The following is a 16,891-nucleotide window of genomic DNA, read 5'->3' on the forward strand; positions in this document are numbered from 1 at the left end:
TCCCCCATATTGTTTAAAGAAAATCCTGTACCAAAAAGAGGAATCAAACAGGTCGCGGTTATTGCAGCCGCCAAAACAATAAACGGGGTAATTTTAAATATCCAGGAACTATTTTCTGATATCACTTCATCTTTTGATAGGAGCTTTAAAAAATTATAATAGGGTTGAAAGATCGAGGCTCCCTTTCTCATCCTCAAATTATCTTTTATTTTTCTAATAATCCCGCTTATGAGAGGAGCAACAAGGATAATGCTTAATACCTGGACTATGATAATTACTGATTTCATATTTAAAATTTCTCCATAAAAATTATTAAAAGCAGAATAGTCGCAAATATGTAAGCTATATATACATTGATGCTTCCCGACTGTAATTTTCTTGTGACTTTAGCTGTTTTCATAATTAAGTAAAGAATAGGACTATAAATATATTTGTTGAAAAAAGGAGTTGTTGATATTTCATGCTTAAAAGATGTCGTGTGGTAAAAAGAATCTTTTATCTTTTCCGTCTTCGTTTGCGGCAACAGGAAAAAACTAAAAGCGAGCCTGAACGGCTTTGAAAATCCCGTAGCTGTATATTCACCCCGATTAGGAAATCGGGGTTCACATCTTGGCGTCAGATTGTAATAACCGCAATCCCATGTTTTGTTTATTAAAACTTTTTGGAAGGGGAGCGCTCTGCGGATAATAAAATATGCAGTAGCTATAATTAGTAAAAACAATATCAAAATTAACGGTGTTGATAAATATATCGGGTTTTTGCTTTGTGTAATAAGGGTAAAGTTGTTAAGGGCAAAAGATGTATTTAAATGAATGTTTGTAATGTATTGAGAAAGATGTGATAGGTATTTAACAATCGGTACAGCAAGAAGTCCAAAGAGAACGGCAAGAAGAGATAAAAATACCATTGAAAATTTCATACTGAAAGGAACTTCGACTGCTTCTTCCGCTTTCTTGCTTCTTGAAAGGGATAGGAATGTGATGCCAAAAGCTTTGACAAAACATGCGGCTGCAAGCCCTCCCGTTAATGCAAGAGAAGCGGCGGCTATCCCAAGAAAAATCCTGAAAAAGCCTGAACTGTTAAGGGCTCCCAGAAAAAGCGCTTGCAGGGTCAGCCATTCGCTTACAAATCCGTTTAACGGCGGAAGGGCGGAAATTGCCATGGAGCCTATAAGGAAGCAGGCAGCGGTATACGGCATTTTTTTTATAAGCCCGCCGAGTTTTTCTATATCAAGTGATTCTGTTGCTTTGTAAATACTCCCCGCGCATAAAAAGAGCAGGCCTTTAAATATTGCGTGATTTATCAAATGGTAGAGACCGGCGATTAAAGATAAGATAGCTAAAGATGGGATGTCCATTTTTAAAAAAATCATAGAGGCGCCAATTCCGAGCAGGATTATCCCTATATTTTCAACACTGTGGTAGGCTAATAATTTTTTCATATCATGCTCTATTAATGCGTAGATTACTCCGACAAGGCATGATATTGCCGCTAAAATAACGACAAGTACTCCCCACCATAAATTGTGTATTCCCAAAATAATAAAAACAAATCTAAGGAGCCCGTAGATTGCCGTTTTTATCATAACGCCGGACATTATGCTTGAAATATGGCTTGGCGCTTGCGGATGCGCGTAAGGAAGCCATATGTGGAGGGGGACAATTCCGGCTTTTGTTCCAAAACCGATCAATAAAAAGAGAAATATAAGATTTTTTGTGCCGGAAGGAATCAACTCCACGGCATTTTTCATTGCGATAAAATCAAAAGACTTTGAATAATTAAACAGCATAAGAATAGCGGCGGTAATAAAGGTTGTTCCAATATGGGTCATGATGATATAAATCGTCCCGGCCTGGATGGATTTTGATTTTTTTGAATCAAAAACAACAAGAAAATAAGAGATTAAGGACATTAGCTCCCACATAATCAAAAAGAAAAAACCGTTATTTGTCGTAACAACCCCCAACATTGAAAAGATAAAACCAAGGCTTAATATCCATGAAAGGGCTATTTTGCGGGAAGAATATTCATTTTTTAAATAACCTATTGAAAAAACAAGAGAGGGAAAAGATATAATTAAAATGACAAATACAAAAAATAGAGAAAGGGGGTCACATGGAAAAAAGGAAGCAAAACAAAGAGCAGACATTTATTTTTATTTTAGAACTAAAGGCTTTATTTGTCAAATAAATGGAAGTGACATGGTTTATAAAAGTTGATATAATTTCTTCATATGCGAAAAATCTTTCTTTATGATACAACACTTCGAGATGGTGCTCAAACCGAAGGAATATCTTTTACCGTAAAAGATAAACTTAAAATTGTGTCTCTTCTTGATGATCTTGGGATTGACTATATCGAAGGTGGATGGCCGGGGAGCAACCCTAAAGATATAGAATTTTTTAAAGAGGCAAAGAAGTTAAAACTTAAACATGCAAAAATCGCCGCTTTTTCTTCCACAAAAAGGGCAAATATTAAAATAGAGGAAGATAAAAATATTCAGACTTTGCTTGAGGCAGATACCCCTGTTTTTACGATTTTTGGTAAAACATGGGATTTTCATGTAACAGATGCGCTTAAAACTACATTGGAAGAAAATCTTAATATGATTTCTGATACTGTCTCTTATCTAAAGAGCAAAGGAAAGGAAGTTGTTTTTGATGCGGAACATTTTTTTGACGGTTTTAAAAACAATCCTGAATATGCTTTCAAATGCTTAAAATCGGCCGAAGATGCGGGCGCTGATATTTTATGTCTTTGTGATACAAATGGAGGGACACTTTCTTTTGAAATAGAAAAAATTTTAGCCGAAGTCAAAAAGCATATCAAAATATATTTTGGCATTCATGCTCACAATGACTCAGAGTGCGCTGTTTCTGTCTCAGAAATGGCGGTTTTCTGCGGAGCAACTCAAGTTCAGGGGACAATTAATGGGTATGGGGAGCGATGTGGAAATGCGAATCTTTGTTCCATATTGCCCATTTTAAAAATCAAAATGAATCTTGATTGTATTTCCGACAGGGCGATGAAAGAATTAACCGAGGTATCAAGACATATAGCTGAAATTGCAAATCTTCCGCAGTCTGCTCATCAACCGTTTGTCGGGCGTTCTGCCTTTGCTCACAAAGGTGGGATCCATGTTTCGGCAATCCTTAAAAATTCTAAAACCTATGAACACATAAATCCCGAACTGGTTGGAAATGCAAGAAGAGTTACAATTTCTGACCAATCAGGAATTTCCAATTTAATGTATAAGGCCGAAAAGTATGGGTTGAAGATTGATAGTAAATCAAAAGAGGTGAAAGGTTTAGTCCAAAAATTAAAAGAACTGGAACATGAAGGATATCAGTTTGAAGAGGGGGAAGCAAGCTTTGAGCTTTTAGTAAAAAGGATTCTTGGTGTCGCAAAGCCATTATTCGAGCTTGACCATTACGAGATAAAAATGTCCCAAAAAAGTGAAAAAGATTTTGTTGTTGAGGCATATGTAAAAGTCAAAGTGTCCGGGACGGTTTATGAATCAAAAGCAAAAGGCGACGGGCCGATCAACGCTTTGGATGGAGCTTTGCGTAAAGTGTTGGAGAAAAAATATCCAAAAATCAAGAATATAAAGCTTACAGATTATAAAGTGAGAGTTTTGGATTCAAAAGAGGGGACTGCGGCACGCGTTCGCGTTATTATCGAATCCTGCGATTGCGATAAATGCTGGGGAACTGTCGGTGTTTCTACAAATGTTATAGAAGCTTCTTATTTGGCTCTTGTTGATTCGTTGGAATATGGATTATTAGAATAACCAATGTCCAATGACCAATATCCAATGAGTAATGAAAATAAAATTTATCGGATTCTTGATGCAAATATAAACCGCGCGATGGAGGGGATTCGGGTGGCGGAAGAGGTTGTCCGTTTTATTCTTGAAGACAAAAAACTTACCCGTAAGTTAAAGGCTCTCCGCGGTGATTTAAAAAGAACTGTCAATCAAATCCCAAAGAAAAAACTTTTGTCAGCGAGAAATTCCCTCTTTGATGTCGGAGGGAAACTTTATACAAAAGAAGAGAAGAGTAGAAAATCGATCAAAAGCATTTTCAAGTCTAATATAAAAAGGGCACAGGAGGCTGTACGGGTTTTGGAAGAGTTTATAAAGCTGATTGATCCTAAACTTGGAAAAAGCTTTAAAAATATCAGGTTTAATCTCTATGAGATTGAAAAGCAAAGTGAAGTAAAAATAGTGAGAGTAAAACTGCAACCAGTGGTTGCATAAAAACTCTCACCAATGGTGCGAGAATTTTCAAGGCTCATTATTTTTTAATTTCGTGATATAATTTTAATGCTATGAACCAGCCAATAACCGCAAAAATAAATAATAAAGGACATTTTGAAATAGGCGGGTGCGATTGCGTTGATATTGCATCCGAGTTTGGAACTCCGTTGTATGTACTTTGCGAAGTCTCTGTCCGAGGGAAGTGTCGTGAATACCGTACCGCTTTTAAAGATAGATATCCGAATTCTCTTGTAATTTATGCAAGCAAAGCCCTTTGCAATATCTCCCTTTTGAAAATTATTCAAGACGAAGGGCTTGGCGTTGATGTCTCTTCTTTTGGTGAACTCTATACTGCAAAAAAGGCCGGCGTAGATTTGGCAAATGTTTATATGCACGGCAATAACAAGCCCAAGAAAGAGCTCGAAGACGCGATAGACCTTAATGTTGGCGCTATTGTTGTCGACAATTTTGCCGAGCTTGAAACAATAGGGGAGATAACTTCAAAATCAAAAAAACAGGTAAAAATCCTATTTAGAGTAAATCCGGGCATAGAAGCCCATACCCATGAATTTGTACAAACGGGACAGACAGATTCTAAATTTGGCATTGCCAAAGAAGATATTTTAAAAGCTGTTTCGTTTGCTTTGAAATTGGAATATGTCGATTTTGCAGGGCTTCACGCGCATATCGGTTCACAAATATTTGATATTGATCCATTTCTGGCTGAAATCGATGTGTTAACATTGCTGGCAAAAGAGATTAATAATCAGCTTGGTTTTAAAGTTCGTGAGATCAACATAGGCGGAGGGCTCGGGATCGATTATTCAGGGAGTGACAATGTTCCTGCTATTGATTCCTTTGCCGGTAAAATTATTTCTCATTTTAAAGAAAAATGCGCGGAAGCGAGTATAGGTGAACCTAAACTTATACTTGAACCCGGTCGTTCAATTGTCGGGGTTGCCGGTATTACTTTGTATACTGTAGGGAGTGTTAAAGATATTCCCGGAATCAGGAAATATGTTTCTGTTGACGGAGGGATGTCTGACAATCCGAGACCTATTCTTTACGGGGCAAAATATGAAGCCTTAATAGCCAACAAAGCTTCTATGCAAAAAGAGGAAAAAGTGACCATTGTTGGTAGATTTTGTGAATCTGGAGATAAGTTGTTAATTGATTATGAGCTTCAAAAAGCAGAAAAAGGGGATATTTTGGCCGTTTTGTGTACTGGGGCTTACAACTATTCCATGGCAAGTAATTATAACAGAGTTACAAGGCCGGCTATGGCCTTGGCGAATAATGGTTCAGTGAAACTTATAATTAAAAGAGAATCTTATGAAGACTTAGTTCGATGTGATGTTTTTTAATTCCTTACCGGTTTTCGGCGCTTCTGTTTAGACTTTAATCGCTTTTTATTTTTTTATTAAGAATTCTTTCCTCATCAGAGTGAAATTCGTCTTTTTCCATTGGCATGAAAATTGCTAAACAATAAAGTGAGGGTCGGTATTTGAAAGGAAGGTTTGTGTGGCGCCGGCCCTCATTATCCCCCTTCCAAAAAAACACTGAAATTTTCAAAATCACATTCAGATAAAGAATCAAACGCCATCGAGCCTTTAAACCCGAGGTTTTAAAATGATTTTTTCAAAATTAATATCTTTTGATCTTTCTACTATGCCTGATTGGGATGATTCGAAGACCATGCTGAAAAAAGTATCGAAGATGGAGACAAGAGAAGAGATATATGAATATTTTAAAGCTCAAGGATTTCCTTACACAAAATCGGCATTTATGAAACTGTTTGGTGGTGATGGGCTTGAAGGATTTAGCGCCTCCAAAAAAGAGATAAAAGCTTTAATAGAAAAAATTAATAGGCCCAAAAAAGCTATTCCTATATCTATTGATGCCTTGAAAAGCAAAATTGATAAGAGATGTAAGGAAGGAAAGTATCATCAATATCTATACGAGCAACATGGCGCGTCCCTCTTAAGCGCTATTCAGCGTTTGTACAGAAAAAGCTATGAGAAGGGAGAGATTGATTTTAATAAAATAGCGCTCGATTGGCTTTTGAGGAAAGAAGCGCTTGCAGATATTCTACTAAAAAATAGATTTGTATTAAATACGACAAGGATTCCTGACAGTACAGGGGTTGTAGGTCTAACGGTAAATGGTTCGGTTGTATACATGGATATATTAGCTACCGATAAAGATAATATCTTTGTTGCTTATCATAGCATTAACGGATTGAATTCTGACTTTAGATGGACGAGAGTTACTGATGGGTTTGAGCTTCATGGACGCATGTATACGAAAGATAAAAACACTTCAGACATTTTATTTTTGTATTATAAAGGGGGTGCAAAAGGAGAAGAATTAGATAGAGTCTCTCTTGAAATAATAGCTGCATTTAAGGGAGTGAGTAGTTATACGAATTTATATTTAAAAAAGGAGATGATTTAAAATGGGAGGATGGAATTATGAGCCGTCATACACAAGAACGAGCTCTTCAAATTATAGTCGCGCTCAAAGTGCACAACAAACTTATATACCTAAGATAGATAGGTCTACCTTAGTTAAGCCTTTTAATCGTGCGACATTCCCGCATGGGAGAACATTGAAAACTCAAAGTCCATGTCCGGTTGCTTTATTAAATGATGTTAGTGGTTCAATGGAGGAAGGGGTTGTAACAATACGAGATAAAATTCCAATGATAGTTAATCAGACAATTACAAGAGGTTATCTTGATAAACCTGCTTTTAGTCTTTTTGCTGTTTCAGATGCAAGAACTTTTCATAATGGTGAATATATAGAGGATTATCCTTTTCAGGTTACTGATTTTGCAGAAGGAGATACGTTAGACAACAATGTTGAACTGATCTGGCTTCCTAGACCTAACGGTGTTGACTATGGTGGAGGGCAGGGGATGGAGACATATGAAATGGCAGCATGGTTTTATCTTAACAGGTGTGAATTACAGAATAAATCACAAACTCCTTTTCTTTTTATTACCGGAGATGAAGGGTACTATCCTGAAATTTATGCATCTTTAATTAATAGACATTTTGGCGCCCAACTTAATAAAGACTTAAAAAGTTTAGATGTCTTTCTTGCATTGTCAAAAAAATTTGAGTGTTTTATATTTCGCAAAACTTATCAGCGATCATCCATGGAGGCAGGAATTCAAAAAGCATGGGTAGAGGCTTTTGGTTCTCAAAAAGTGTTGATGTTAAATGATTGGGGACAGATTGCTGATTCTATAATAGGGGCAATTGCTATTTGTAGAGGTTGTGAAACACTTCAAAGCTATTTACAAACTTTAAGAGAGGGGACAAGAAAACAATCAGAAGAGAGAATCAAAAATGTAAGAAAGACATTAATCCCTTATGCAGAGCATTTAGATAGGGTGTGATTTTTTTATGGTTGAGGTAATAGCTACTTATCCTGCGTATGCAAGCCATCGGATGGCGCTTGCAATGCATCCGGTTGTCTCTTCTTTGCGGTTTAATACTATTGAACCTGTTTTTGGGCAAAAAAGAAAATTCATAAGAAAGATGCGGGAAGAGTGCGGTGATAAGAGATTGTGGCTTGATTTAAAAACAAGACAGTTGAGAAGTACCAGAGTTTCTTCCCTTCCTCAAAGTGAAATCACTTTAAGCCATAAAATAAGCGTAAACACTCCCGTTGCGGTGTTGTTTAAGGATCGTTTTAATGGAGTTGTTTTTGAGTGGATGGCAGAGGAAGTTTGCGGAAATCGGATTATTATGAGGCCTGATTTTTCCTGGGTGACGGGTGCGGGAGAGGCAATTAATATCCTTGCTCCTTCTTTGGAAATTGATGGGTTTTTTACTAAGGCTGATCTTGCCTATCTTCGATTAGGACTACATAATGTTATGCTTTCGTTTACGGAGTTGGAAGAGGATCTTCTGCAGACATACTCCCTTGATCCTGCCGCGAATATTATTGCCAAGATAGAATCAAGAAGGGGGGTATCATTTGTTGAAAATGTCTATCCTAAATATAGCGGGAGAGTCCGCCTTATGGCCGCCCTTGATGATCTTTATATTAATATGGGAAGAAGAAAAGAAGATATCCTTGATGTTCTAAAAATAATTATTGGAATGGATCCCGATGCTATTGCAGCCTCCAGAATTTTGACCTCTTTGGAAAGGGAAGAGTCACCATCGATGCAGGATATCGTCTTTTTGGCTCATTTAAGGGCTTTGGGATATAAAAGATTTATGCTAAGTGACGGGCTTTGCGCTAATGAAAGAGCTGTCTTTGTGGCGTTAAAAACGTTGCAAAGCTTAATTGATAAAGGACATATTTAGCCGTGATTTCAGGTATTAGGGCTTATTCTGTTTCCGATCTGGGATTTGGTGAGGCGGGGAAGGGGACGATAACAGATTTTTTAGGGAGAAAGATCGGACGCCCATTTTTAAACTGCCGTTGTTCTGGAGGAGATCAATCATCTCGATCTGTTTATGAGCCTTCTCGGTCGCACGCTTTTCATTTATACGGAAGTACAACCTTTAATCCTAATTCAACAACCTATGTTTCTTCAGGTTTTTGTTATTCTTCTAGAAGAGCTTTGGATGAGGAATATATATTGCGGGAAAAAGGTGTTAAAAGACCATTAGGTCGGCTTAAACTCTCATTAAATTCTCCGCTTGTTTTTCCTTTCCATGAAATGATATGTAAAATGTTAAGCGCAAGCCAGGGTGAGAAGATGGCGGGGACTGTTGGGCTTGGAGTTGGATTGGCTGTTTTAGATAGCAGGAGAGGAGATAAAAGTGGAATATTTTTTAGGGATCTTTTTGATGAAACAATTTTAAGAAGAAAACTTTTAGTTCTTTTAGCAGAGAAAGAGGCGATGGCACAAGATATTTTGAAGGCTGCTTCATTGGAAAGCAAAGATAAAGTAAGGTTGATTTATGAGCAATATGTGCGAGAGTTGAATATTGACAGACTGATTACCATTTATGCCAATCATGGATATTATTTAAAGGATAATGTTGTTTCTGAAAAATACTTAATAGAATCTATGCTTGATGGAACTCCAACAATATTTGAATTGACGCATGGCGCGCTTATAGATGAGTTTTTTGGGTTTCGTCCTCATATTGGGAAGGTCTCTTCAGTTTTTTCTTCTGTAAGAAAGACAATCGGGTCAAGTTTAATTGATAAAAATGATGATAATTTGAATTTAGATGAAATTTGTGATTCAGTAGTTAAAATTGGGGTTCTTCGTCCGTATCAAGTTCGTCTTGGGCCAGGTCCATTTCCTACTGAGATATTTGATCCTAATTTGTATGAATTGTTATCTGATATTGGGCGGGCTACGGAGTGGCAAGGCGCTTTTAGGGTTGGGTGGCTTGATCTTCCCGCGTTAAAATATGCAATTGCAATAAACGATGGTATGGATTATCTTGCAATTACCTGTCTTGATGTATTAAGCGGAGTAAAGCCGTTAAAGGTTTGCACCTCATACCAGTATGAAGGGGATTTGACCAATCTGGAAAAATATTTTTATTGGGAGAAAATCGGCAGAGATAAAGCAAAGATTACGGGTTTTAAAAAGACGGAGCTGCTTTTTACTGAGGAGGCCCATGCCGAGAGGACCCCTATATTGTTTAAATGCAGGCCGCTTGATTTTATAACCTTTGGCGGGTTTGACGGGGATATCCATCTTGCAAAAAGGTTGAGCGATCTTCCTTCGGGAGCAAGGGAGATTGTCGATTTTATAGGGAGCGGCGATGGGCTTTCTGTCCCTGTTGGCATTGTCTCCGTAAGTCCTTATTGCGACGACAAGTTTTTTGTTGCAGAGGATTTAACTCCTGTTACAGCAGAGAGACTGTTGCGAAATGGTCATTCCCGTGAAAACGGGAATCTATTTCTCAGAAAACAAGATGGATCTCCGCTTTCGCGGGGATGACAAATCGCAAAAACTGTCATTACGCAACAATCCCATTTGGCAACACTGATCTTTTACAATAAAATATCCATTGGAAAACTAGAAATTGTGCTAAAATATTAAGCAAAAGCATATAGTTCAATTTTGTATTAGTAAGATAGATTAAGTTGAAAAATAAAATATTAAACAAAAATAACTTAAATGGTTTTATTGTGGCGTTGGCAAAAGAGCAAAAGGTTTTGGCTCCTGTGTCAAAGGGCTATAAAAGTTTTGTATTTGAAGAAGTCACAGACGCTAAAAACATTTCTCTAAAATATATTCCTACTATTCTGCCTCCCAAAAAGTATTTTATGCCTCAATATGAAACCCTTGTGGAGTATGATATAACCTCAGAAAAGGCGAGAGCTGTTGTTGAAAGCTGTGCAATGGTTATTTTTGGTGTCCATACTTGTGACTTGGCTGGAATTCAATGTTTAAACATGGTCTTTGCCGAAAAGCCCAAAGATGCCAATTACCTGATAAAAAAGAGCAAAGCCGCGATTATTGGAATTGAATGCAATGAATATTGTGATGAATATGCGAGTTGTACAATGATGGGAAATCATCTTCCGGACGGAGGCTACGATTTATTCTTTACCGATCTTGGCGATTATTTTATAGTTGCGATTCACACGCAACTTGGAGATGATCTTGTCACAAAAACGGGACTTTTTACTGATGTACAGCCAGAACATTTAAAAGCTTTGAAAGAATTAAGAGAAAAGAAAAAGAAGATATTTAAAAATGAAGTCGGTCTTGATAAAAAAGAGATAGAAAACCTTTTTGATAAGAGTTTTAAAAGCAAAGTCTGGGACGATTTAGATAATAGATGTTTGGCTTGTGGAAACTGCACCAATGTTTGCCCCACCTGTTATTGTTTTGATGTTGTAGATGAACCAAATTTCGACCTTAAGACAGGGAGGAGATATCGGGCATGGGATTCGTGCCAGAACGAGCCTTTTGCCAAGGTTGCAGGCGGTGAAAGTTTCAGGGAGAAGAGGGGATGGAGGCAGAGACATAGATATTATAGAAAGTTTAAATATCCGCTTACAAAATATTCAAAATTTTTCTGTACAGGATGCGGGCGATGTAGCAGGACTTGTATGGCGCAAATAAATTTAAAAGAGACCTTATCTTTTCTTAAAGAGGAAAATAAATAATGACAAAACAGATACTTGAAAGTTCTGAATACGAAATAAAAAAAGCAAAAATTATTAGAACAAAGAAAATGACTTCTAAGGAAAAACTTTTTGAAATAACCCTTTTAAACGGAGAAGAGCTTGGGCATGATCCTGGCCAGTTTGTTGAAGTTTCAATCTTTGGCGTTGGAGAGGCTCCTCTCTCATTGTCTTCTTCTCCCACAAAAGAGGGTTCATTTGAGATATGTGTTAGGGAAGTTGGCAAACTGACCGCGGTGCTTAACAAGCTTGAAGCAGGGGCGCATATAGGCATTCGAGGCCCTTTTGGTAAAGGGTTTCCTCTTAGAAGATTGGAGGGGAATGATCTTATTTTAATTGCGGGGGGAATTGGGATAGTTCCTCTGCGATCGCTTATAAATTATGTTATAGACAACAGAAGAGATTTTGGAAAAGTGAGTGTTTTGCTTGGTTGTAAAACGCCTCAAAATATGCTTTTTGGCGATGAAATAAAAATGTGGGATGAAAGGCTTGATATAAACTTTTTGTGTACTATTGATAAAAGCGATCCTGACTGGAAAGGAAATGTTGGACTTATTACCTTGCTTATACCAAAGGTTGATGCCGATCCGTCAAGGACTTTTGCTGTTATTGTAGGGCCTCCTGTTATGTACAAGTTTGTTATCGCAGAGCTTATTGCAAAAGGGATACCTGATTCTCAAATAATTGTGTCGCTTGAAAGACATATGAAATGCGGTCTTGGCAAGTGCGGACACTGTCAAATAGACAATGTTTATTGCTGTCAGGACGGGCCTGTTTTTAGTTATGATCAGATAAAACATTTGAGAGAGGCTATATAGAATGAGTAAAAAACCAAAAGTAGCTTTTTTTGATTTTGCCTGTTGTGAAGGATGCCAACTCCAAGTTGCCAATATGGGAGAGCTTCTTCTTGATGTTTTAGGTTTAATTGATGTTGTTGAATTCCGTGAAGTTATGTCTGAAAAGTGGGATCAAAGCTATGATATTGCAATTATTGAAGGGAGTATTACTGATAAACATGCAGAAGAGAGGCTTAAAAAAATAAGGGAGAGGTCAAATGTCTTAATAGCTTACGGATCCTGTGCTACAATCGGCGGCGTAAATGGGATGAAAAACAATTTCAAACTTGAAGATATCCGCAAAGAAGTTTATGGCGACAGATTTAACTATTTTGATTCAATCCCGACAAAATCAGTTCCTCAAACGGTGAAAGTTGATTATATTGTTACCGGCTGTCCTGTTTATATCCCTGAATTTGTAAAAGTGTTAAAGGCGGCTCTTGCCGGAATACCTTATTACGTGCCGGATTATGCCGTGTGTGTTGAGTGCAAGTTAAACGAAAATGTATGTATGTATGATAAAGGGGTAACCTGTTTTGGGCCTGTCACAAGAGCCGGTTGTAATTCATGGTGTATAAATAACGGGAATATTTGTTACGGTTGCCGCGGGATGGTTTCCAACCCCAATGAAAATGGGGCAAAAGATGTTATTGCAAAATACAAAATCCCTATGGATATGGTAGTTAACAAAATGAATATGTACAACAAATGCAGGGAGAATGATAAAAGTGAGTAGAAATATTAGTATAAATGTGGAATATTTAACTCGTGTTGAAGGGCATGGAAATATAGTTGTTAACGTGAAAGAGGGAAAACTTGAAACCTGCCAGCTCCAAATAGTTGAATCTCCGCGCTTTTTTGAGGGGATGATAAAAGGGCGTTCTATTTTTGAAGCACAGCATATTACATGTAGGATATGTGGGATATGCTCTTGTGGTCACACTTTAGCGTCAATTCAAGCAGCTGAAGATGCGATAGGATTTATTCCTTCTAAACAGACAACGGAACTTAGAAAATTTTTACTGCATATGGAAAATCTGGACAGTCATATTCTTCATATATATCTTTTGGTTGCTCCAGATCTTTTGGGAGTAAAAAGCTTTGTTCCGCTTATCGATTCTCACAACGAAGTTGTCCGTCGTGCTCTTCGTATGAAAAAAGTTTGTAATGATGTTTGCGATATTTTAGTCGGACGTCATGTCCATCCGATTTCGTCAATAGTCGGAGGATTTACAAAGCTTCCAAAAGAAAAAGATTTGGATGCGATGCTCGATCATTTATACTTGCTTAGAAAAGATATGGATAAGACAGTTGAACTTGCCACAACTTTGACATTGCCTCATTTTGAAAGGGATACCGAGTATGTGGCGCTTGTATCTGACGATGACGAATATCCGATGCTTATTGGAGATATTGGTTCAACGGATGGAAAGAGTGTTAACAAAAAAGATTACAAATCGGTTACTAATGAGTTTATTGTTCCTCATTCATCGGCAAAACATACAAAATGGAACAGAGACTCTTATGCTGTTGGCGCATTGGCAAGATTTAACTTGAATTCCAATAAACTTCATCCAAAAGCAAAAGAGGTAGCATCTGCCATTGGTCTAAAATCAAAAGCTATAGGTCCGTATTTAAATACGGCTGCTCAACTTGTTGAGTGTGTTCATTCCTTGGAGGAAGGAATCAGGATACTCGAAGGTTTTAAAAAGAATGGAATTAATTATGACGAAGAAGTTGTCGTCGGTTTAAATGAGAAGGGGACGATTCCCGTGAAAGCAGGGAATGGGATCGGAGCGGTAGAAGTTCCTCGAGGGCTTCTGTTCCACGATTACGAAGTTGATGATAAAGGGATTATTACGAAGGCAAATTGTATTATTCCGACGGGACAAAACTTAAATAATATTGAGCATGATATGCGAAAGCTTGTTCCCGAAATTTTAGATAAAAGCGATTCCGATATAACTCTTATGCTTGAGATGCTTGTCAGAGCTTATGATCCTTGTATTTCATGCTCCGCCCACTTTTTGAATGTCAAATTTATTAACCGCTGAAATTAAGGATCTTTTCTCAAAAAGCAACAAGGGACTAACCCTTTTAATAACGGTCGGCAATGATTTGCGGGGCGATGATGGAGTTGGCCCGTATATATATGAGAGGACAGCAGAAAAAGGTTTTTTGGATTCTAAACCGAGATTTTATCTTTTAAACGCATTTGATAAACCTGAGAATATAATTGATGAAGCGGTTAAGCTTGCGCCTTCTAAAGTTATAATAATAGATGCGGCCGATTTTGGGGGAGAAGCAGGCGAGGCTCGTATTATTGAAAAGGAGAATATCCCTCAAACGACATTGAGTACTCATACTTTTCCTTTGCCCGTTATTGCAAAGATTCTAGAAGAAGATACGGGAGCCGAAGTATTCTTTTTAGGTATCCAGCCCCAAAATATTGAATTGGGGAATGGATTGTCGGATGCTGTGAAAAAGACAGCGAAGGAGATAATATCATGCATGAAATCCATTTATTAAAAGATTTATTGGCAGATGTGTTAAAGGCGGCGGAGGAAAATAAAGCAAAAAAGGTGACAAAAGTTTATTTGAGGATGGGGGAATTTACGGAAATCAACCCGGAAATCCTCAAACACTTCTTTGCAGAAAATAGTAAAGGAACGATGGTCGAAGGGGCTGACATTTCAATTGAGTCTTCACAGGCAAGGGAATTGCGATTGTTGTCAATAGATTGTGAATAGTTTGATCGTGTCATTCTGAACTTGATTCAGAATCTAGTTTTTTAGCCTAGATTCTGGCTTTCGCCAGAATGACATAAAATAAGAATCTGGAGATTTGGGATCTGGGGAATTGGTATTTAATTATGTGTTATGCAATACCCGGGAAAGTAATAGATATAAAAGATAAGATTGCCACTGTCGAATATTTTGGTGAGCAAAAAAAGGCTATTAACGAGATTGATGATTTAAAAATCGGCGATTATGTCTACGCACAGGGCGGTTACATCATAAAAAATATTCCGCAAGATGAAGCGTTGTCGATCCTCTCTACATGGAAAGAAACTTTTTTTGAACTTCAGGAATTAGACCTGCGCCTTTCTCGCCTCGACCTTGAAAAGACGGGAATCGACAAAAGACTTGCCAACACCCTTGATAGGGTTCTTGAAGGTGAGATTTTAAAGAGAGATAATCTTCTTTATTTACTGAATCTGGAAAAAGATAAAGAATTGGCGCTCTTGTTTAAAACGGCCAACTTTCTTCGCCAAAAAAATCTTGGTAATTCCTGTTGTGTTCATGGGATAATCGAATTTTCAAACTACTGCTCTCAACGTTGTGCTTACTGCGGTATTTCAAGCCATAACAGAAAACTACAACGTTATCGAATGACTAAAGATGAGATTGTAAACGCAGCAGGAGTTGCGATTGAAACACACGGCTTTAAAGCTCTTGTCCTTCAATCGGGTGAAGATCCTTATTATTCAATAGATGATCTTTGCGGAATTATAAAAGAGATAAAATCGCGCTTTGCCGTTTTAATCTTTGTAAGTTTTGGTGAAGTAGGACTCGATGGCTTAAAAAAGCTCTATGATGCCGGCGCTCGAGGGCTCCTTATGCGTTTTGAAACCAGCAATACTAAATTATATGAGAAACTGCATTCTTGTCATTCTGGCGAAAGCCAGAATCTAAAATCTATTGATACGCGGATTGCGCATCTAAAAGAAGCATATCGATTGGGGTATTTGATAATTACGGGAGGGTTAATTGGATTGCCCGGACAGACAGATGAAGACATTTTAAATGATATCTTTCTTGCCAAAGAATTAAATACGGAGATGTATTCGTTTGGTCCGTTTCTGCCTCATCCCGCGACTCCCTTAAAAGATGAAAAAGCTCCAGACATCAAAAAAGTCTTAAAAGCACTTGCCGTTTGCAGGCTTGTAGGAGGCCGTGATGCAAAGATACTTGTAACTACGGGATTTGAAACTTTGCATAAAAAGGCAAGGGAAGAGGGTTTGCTTGCTGGAGCCAATTCTGTTATGTTAAATGTAACACCGGAAGAATTTGCAAAGGATTATACGATATATCCTAATCGTGCTCATGCGGGAGAATCGATACAAAATCAAATTGACGAAACATTAATGATACTAAGGGGGCTTGGAAGGGCTCCGACTGACTTGGGAATAGGTGGATAGTTTTGTGTCATACTGGCGTAAGCCAGTATCCAGTATTTATGATTAGATTTCGGCTTTTGCCGGAATTACATAAAACTGTTGATTAGTAAAAAATGATAAACGGCAACAAAATAAATGCTTTATTAAAAGAAAAAGAGCCTGATAAAAAATGGATTCGCGATATCGTTCAAAAATCTTTGGACAAACGAAGGCTCTCTTTAAAAGAGACTGCCGCTCTCCTTTCTGTTTCTGATACAGAGACATTGGAAGAGCTTTTTCTAGCGGCCAAAAAAGTTAAAGAAGAGATATATGGCAATCGCCTTGTCATTTTTGCCCCCCTTTATATTTCTAATCTATGTAAGAACGATTGTTTGTACTGCGCGTTTAGATCGACAAACAAAGAAGTTGATAGATGTTTTCTTTCAATGCTTCAAATAAAACAAGAGACGGAGGCAATTCTTAAAGCAGGACAAAAGAGGATACTTTTGGTTGCGG

The 16,891-nt window shown here is 37.7% G+C and carries 16 protein-coding genes and 2 pseudogenes; 15 read left to right on the forward strand and 3 right to left on the reverse strand.

Annotated elements, in window-relative coordinates; genetic code table 11:
* Together A2290_09330 and A2290_09335 are read right to left on the reverse strand one after the other, a co-directional pair.
* Positions 1 to 287: pseudogene (locus tag A2290_09330) on the reverse strand (hypothetical protein).
* Positions 288 to 289: 2 nt separating this feature from the next.
* The gene (locus A2290_09335) at positions 290 to 2,149 is read right to left on the reverse strand and encodes a hypothetical protein (GenBank protein ID OGC16704.1); all 1,860 of its coding nucleotides are present in this window, start codon (positions 2,147 to 2,149) and stop codon (positions 290 to 292) included.
* Positions 2,150 to 2,233: 84 nt separating this feature from the next.
* Here A2290_09335 and A2290_09340 point away from each other — a divergent pair, with 84 nt between their 5' ends.
* From A2290_09340 to A2290_09350, 3 genes are all read left to right on the forward strand, one after another.
* A complete protein-coding gene (locus A2290_09340) occupies positions 2,234 to 3,790 on the forward strand; it encodes a citramalate synthase (GenBank protein ID OGC16705.1) in 1,557 nt (518 codons plus the stop codon).
* A 24-nt stretch (positions 3,791 to 3,814) separates the two neighbouring features.
* Positions 3,815 to 4,258 (forward strand): hypothetical protein, encoded by a 444-nt coding sequence (locus A2290_09345; protein OGC16706.1) that lies wholly within the window; start codon positions 3,815 to 3,817, stop codon positions 4,256 to 4,258.
* A gap of 71 nt (positions 4,259 to 4,329) precedes the next feature.
* Entirely contained in the window at positions 4,330 to 5,622 is a 1,293-nt protein-coding gene (locus tag A2290_09350; GenBank protein ID OGC16707.1) for a diaminopimelate decarboxylase, read from the forward strand.
* 34 nt (positions 5,623 to 5,656) lie between these two features.
* Here the strand turns inward: A2290_09350 and A2290_09355 are convergent, their stop codons facing one another.
* On the reverse strand, positions 5,657 to 5,836 hold the full coding sequence (locus A2290_09355; protein ID OGC16708.1) for a hypothetical protein: 180 nt from the start codon (positions 5,834 to 5,836) through the stop codon (positions 5,657 to 5,659).
* Between the two features lie 51 nt (positions 5,837 to 5,887).
* Here A2290_09355 and A2290_09360 point away from each other — a divergent pair, with 51 nt between their 5' ends.
* The 12 genes and pseudogenes from A2290_09360 to A2290_09415 all read left to right on the forward strand — a co-directional run bounded on the left by A2290_09360 (position 5,888) and on the right by A2290_09415 (position 16,891).
* The gene (locus A2290_09360; GenBank protein ID OGC16709.1) at positions 5,888 to 6,712 is read left to right on the forward strand and encodes a hypothetical protein; all 825 of its coding nucleotides are present in this window, start codon (positions 5,888 to 5,890) and stop codon (positions 6,710 to 6,712) included.
* 1 nt (position 6,713) lies between these two features.
* A complete protein-coding gene (locus tag A2290_09365) occupies positions 6,714 to 7,661 on the forward strand; it encodes a hypothetical protein (protein ID OGC16710.1) in 948 nt (315 codons plus the stop codon).
* Positions 7,662 to 7,668: 7 nt separating this feature from the next.
* Positions 7,669 to 8,580 carry a hypothetical protein gene (locus A2290_09370; protein OGC16711.1) on the forward strand — a complete coding sequence of 304 codons (912 nt, stop codon included), beginning with the start codon at positions 7,669 to 7,671 and terminating at the stop codon, positions 8,578 to 8,580.
* Between the two features lie 2 nt (positions 8,581 to 8,582).
* Positions 8,583 to 10,184, forward strand: coding sequence for a hypothetical protein (locus tag A2290_09375; protein ID OGC16712.1), 1,602 nt, complete (start codon positions 8,583 to 8,585; stop codon positions 10,182 to 10,184).
* 146 nt (positions 10,185 to 10,330) lie between these two features.
* Entirely contained in the window at positions 10,331 to 11,362 is a 1,032-nt protein-coding gene (locus tag A2290_09380; protein ID OGC16713.1) for a Ni/Fe hydrogenase subunit beta, read from the forward strand.
* On the forward strand, positions 11,362 to 12,198 hold the full coding sequence (locus A2290_09385) for an oxidoreductase (protein ID OGC16714.1): 837 nt from the start codon (positions 11,362 to 11,364) through the stop codon (positions 12,196 to 12,198). The genes A2290_09380 and A2290_09385 overlap by 1 nt, the downstream gene beginning before the upstream one ends.
* A gap of 1 nt (position 12,199) precedes the next feature.
* On the forward strand, positions 12,200 to 12,952 hold the full coding sequence (locus A2290_09390; GenBank protein ID OGC16715.1) for a cytochrome B: 753 nt from the start codon (positions 12,200 to 12,202) through the stop codon (positions 12,950 to 12,952).
* Positions 12,945 to 14,270: a hydrogenase/sulfur reductase subunit alpha gene (locus A2290_09395; protein OGC16718.1), complete on the forward strand. Its 1,326-nt coding sequence runs from the start codon at positions 12,945 to 12,947 to the stop codon at positions 14,268 to 14,270. The genes A2290_09390 and A2290_09395 overlap by 8 nt, the downstream gene beginning before the upstream one ends.
* Complete coding sequence (locus A2290_09400) at positions 14,248 to 14,745, forward strand: hydrogenase maturation peptidase HycI (protein ID OGC16716.1); 498 nt, start codon at positions 14,248 to 14,250, stop codon at positions 14,743 to 14,745. Before A2290_09395 ends, A2290_09400 begins: the two co-directional genes overlap by 23 nt.
* Entirely contained in the window at positions 14,724 to 14,966 is a 243-nt protein-coding gene (locus A2290_09405; protein ID OGC16717.1) for a hypothetical protein, read from the forward strand. Before A2290_09400 ends, A2290_09405 begins: the two co-directional genes overlap by 22 nt.
* Before the next feature lie 383 nt (positions 14,967 to 15,349).
* A complete protein-coding gene (locus tag A2290_09410) occupies positions 15,350 to 16,417 on the forward strand; it encodes a hypothetical protein (protein ID OGC16719.1) in 1,068 nt (355 codons plus the stop codon).
* A gap of 92 nt (positions 16,418 to 16,509) precedes the next feature.
* Positions 16,510 to 16,891: pseudogene (locus A2290_09415) on the forward strand ([FeFe] hydrogenase H-cluster radical SAM maturase HydG).

The organism is candidate division WOR-1 bacterium RIFOXYB2_FULL_36_35, from assembly GCA_001771505.1.
Taxonomy (GTDB): Bacteria; Margulisbacteria; WOR-1; order XYC2-FULL-46-14; family XYC2-FULL-37-10; genus XYB2-FULL-36-35.

Coding starts and splice junctions, on each gene's coding strand:
- A2290_09370 (OGC16711.1), top strand. CDS start 7,669: ATGGTTGAGGTAATAGCTACTTATCCTGCGTATGCAAGCCATCGGATG.
- A2290_09335 (OGC16704.1), bottom strand. CDS start 2,149: ATGTCTGCTCTTTGTTTTGCTTCCTTTTTTCCATGTGACCCCCTTTCT.
- A2290_09340 (OGC16705.1), top strand. CDS start 2,234: ATGCGAAAAATCTTTCTTTATGATACAACACTTCGAGATGGTGCTCAA.
- A2290_09345 (OGC16706.1), top strand. CDS start 3,815: ATGAGTAATGAAAATAAAATTTATCGGATTCTTGATGCAAATATAAAC.
- A2290_09360 (OGC16709.1), top strand. CDS start 5,888: ATGATTTTTTCAAAATTAATATCTTTTGATCTTTCTACTATGCCTGAT.
- A2290_09400 (OGC16716.1), top strand. CDS start 14,248: ATGTCAAATTTATTAACCGCTGAAATTAAGGATCTTTTCTCAAAAAGC.
- A2290_09350 (OGC16707.1), top strand. CDS start 4,330: ATGAACCAGCCAATAACCGCAAAAATAAATAATAAAGGACATTTTGAA.
- A2290_09390 (OGC16715.1), top strand. CDS start 12,200: ATGAGTAAAAAACCAAAAGTAGCTTTTTTTGATTTTGCCTGTTGTGAA.
- A2290_09365 (OGC16710.1), top strand. CDS start 6,714: ATGGGAGGATGGAATTATGAGCCGTCATACACAAGAACGAGCTCTTCA.
- A2290_09385 (OGC16714.1), top strand. CDS start 11,362: ATGACAAAACAGATACTTGAAAGTTCTGAATACGAAATAAAAAAAGCA.
- A2290_09405 (OGC16717.1), top strand. CDS start 14,724: ATGCATGAAATCCATTTATTAAAAGATTTATTGGCAGATGTGTTAAAG.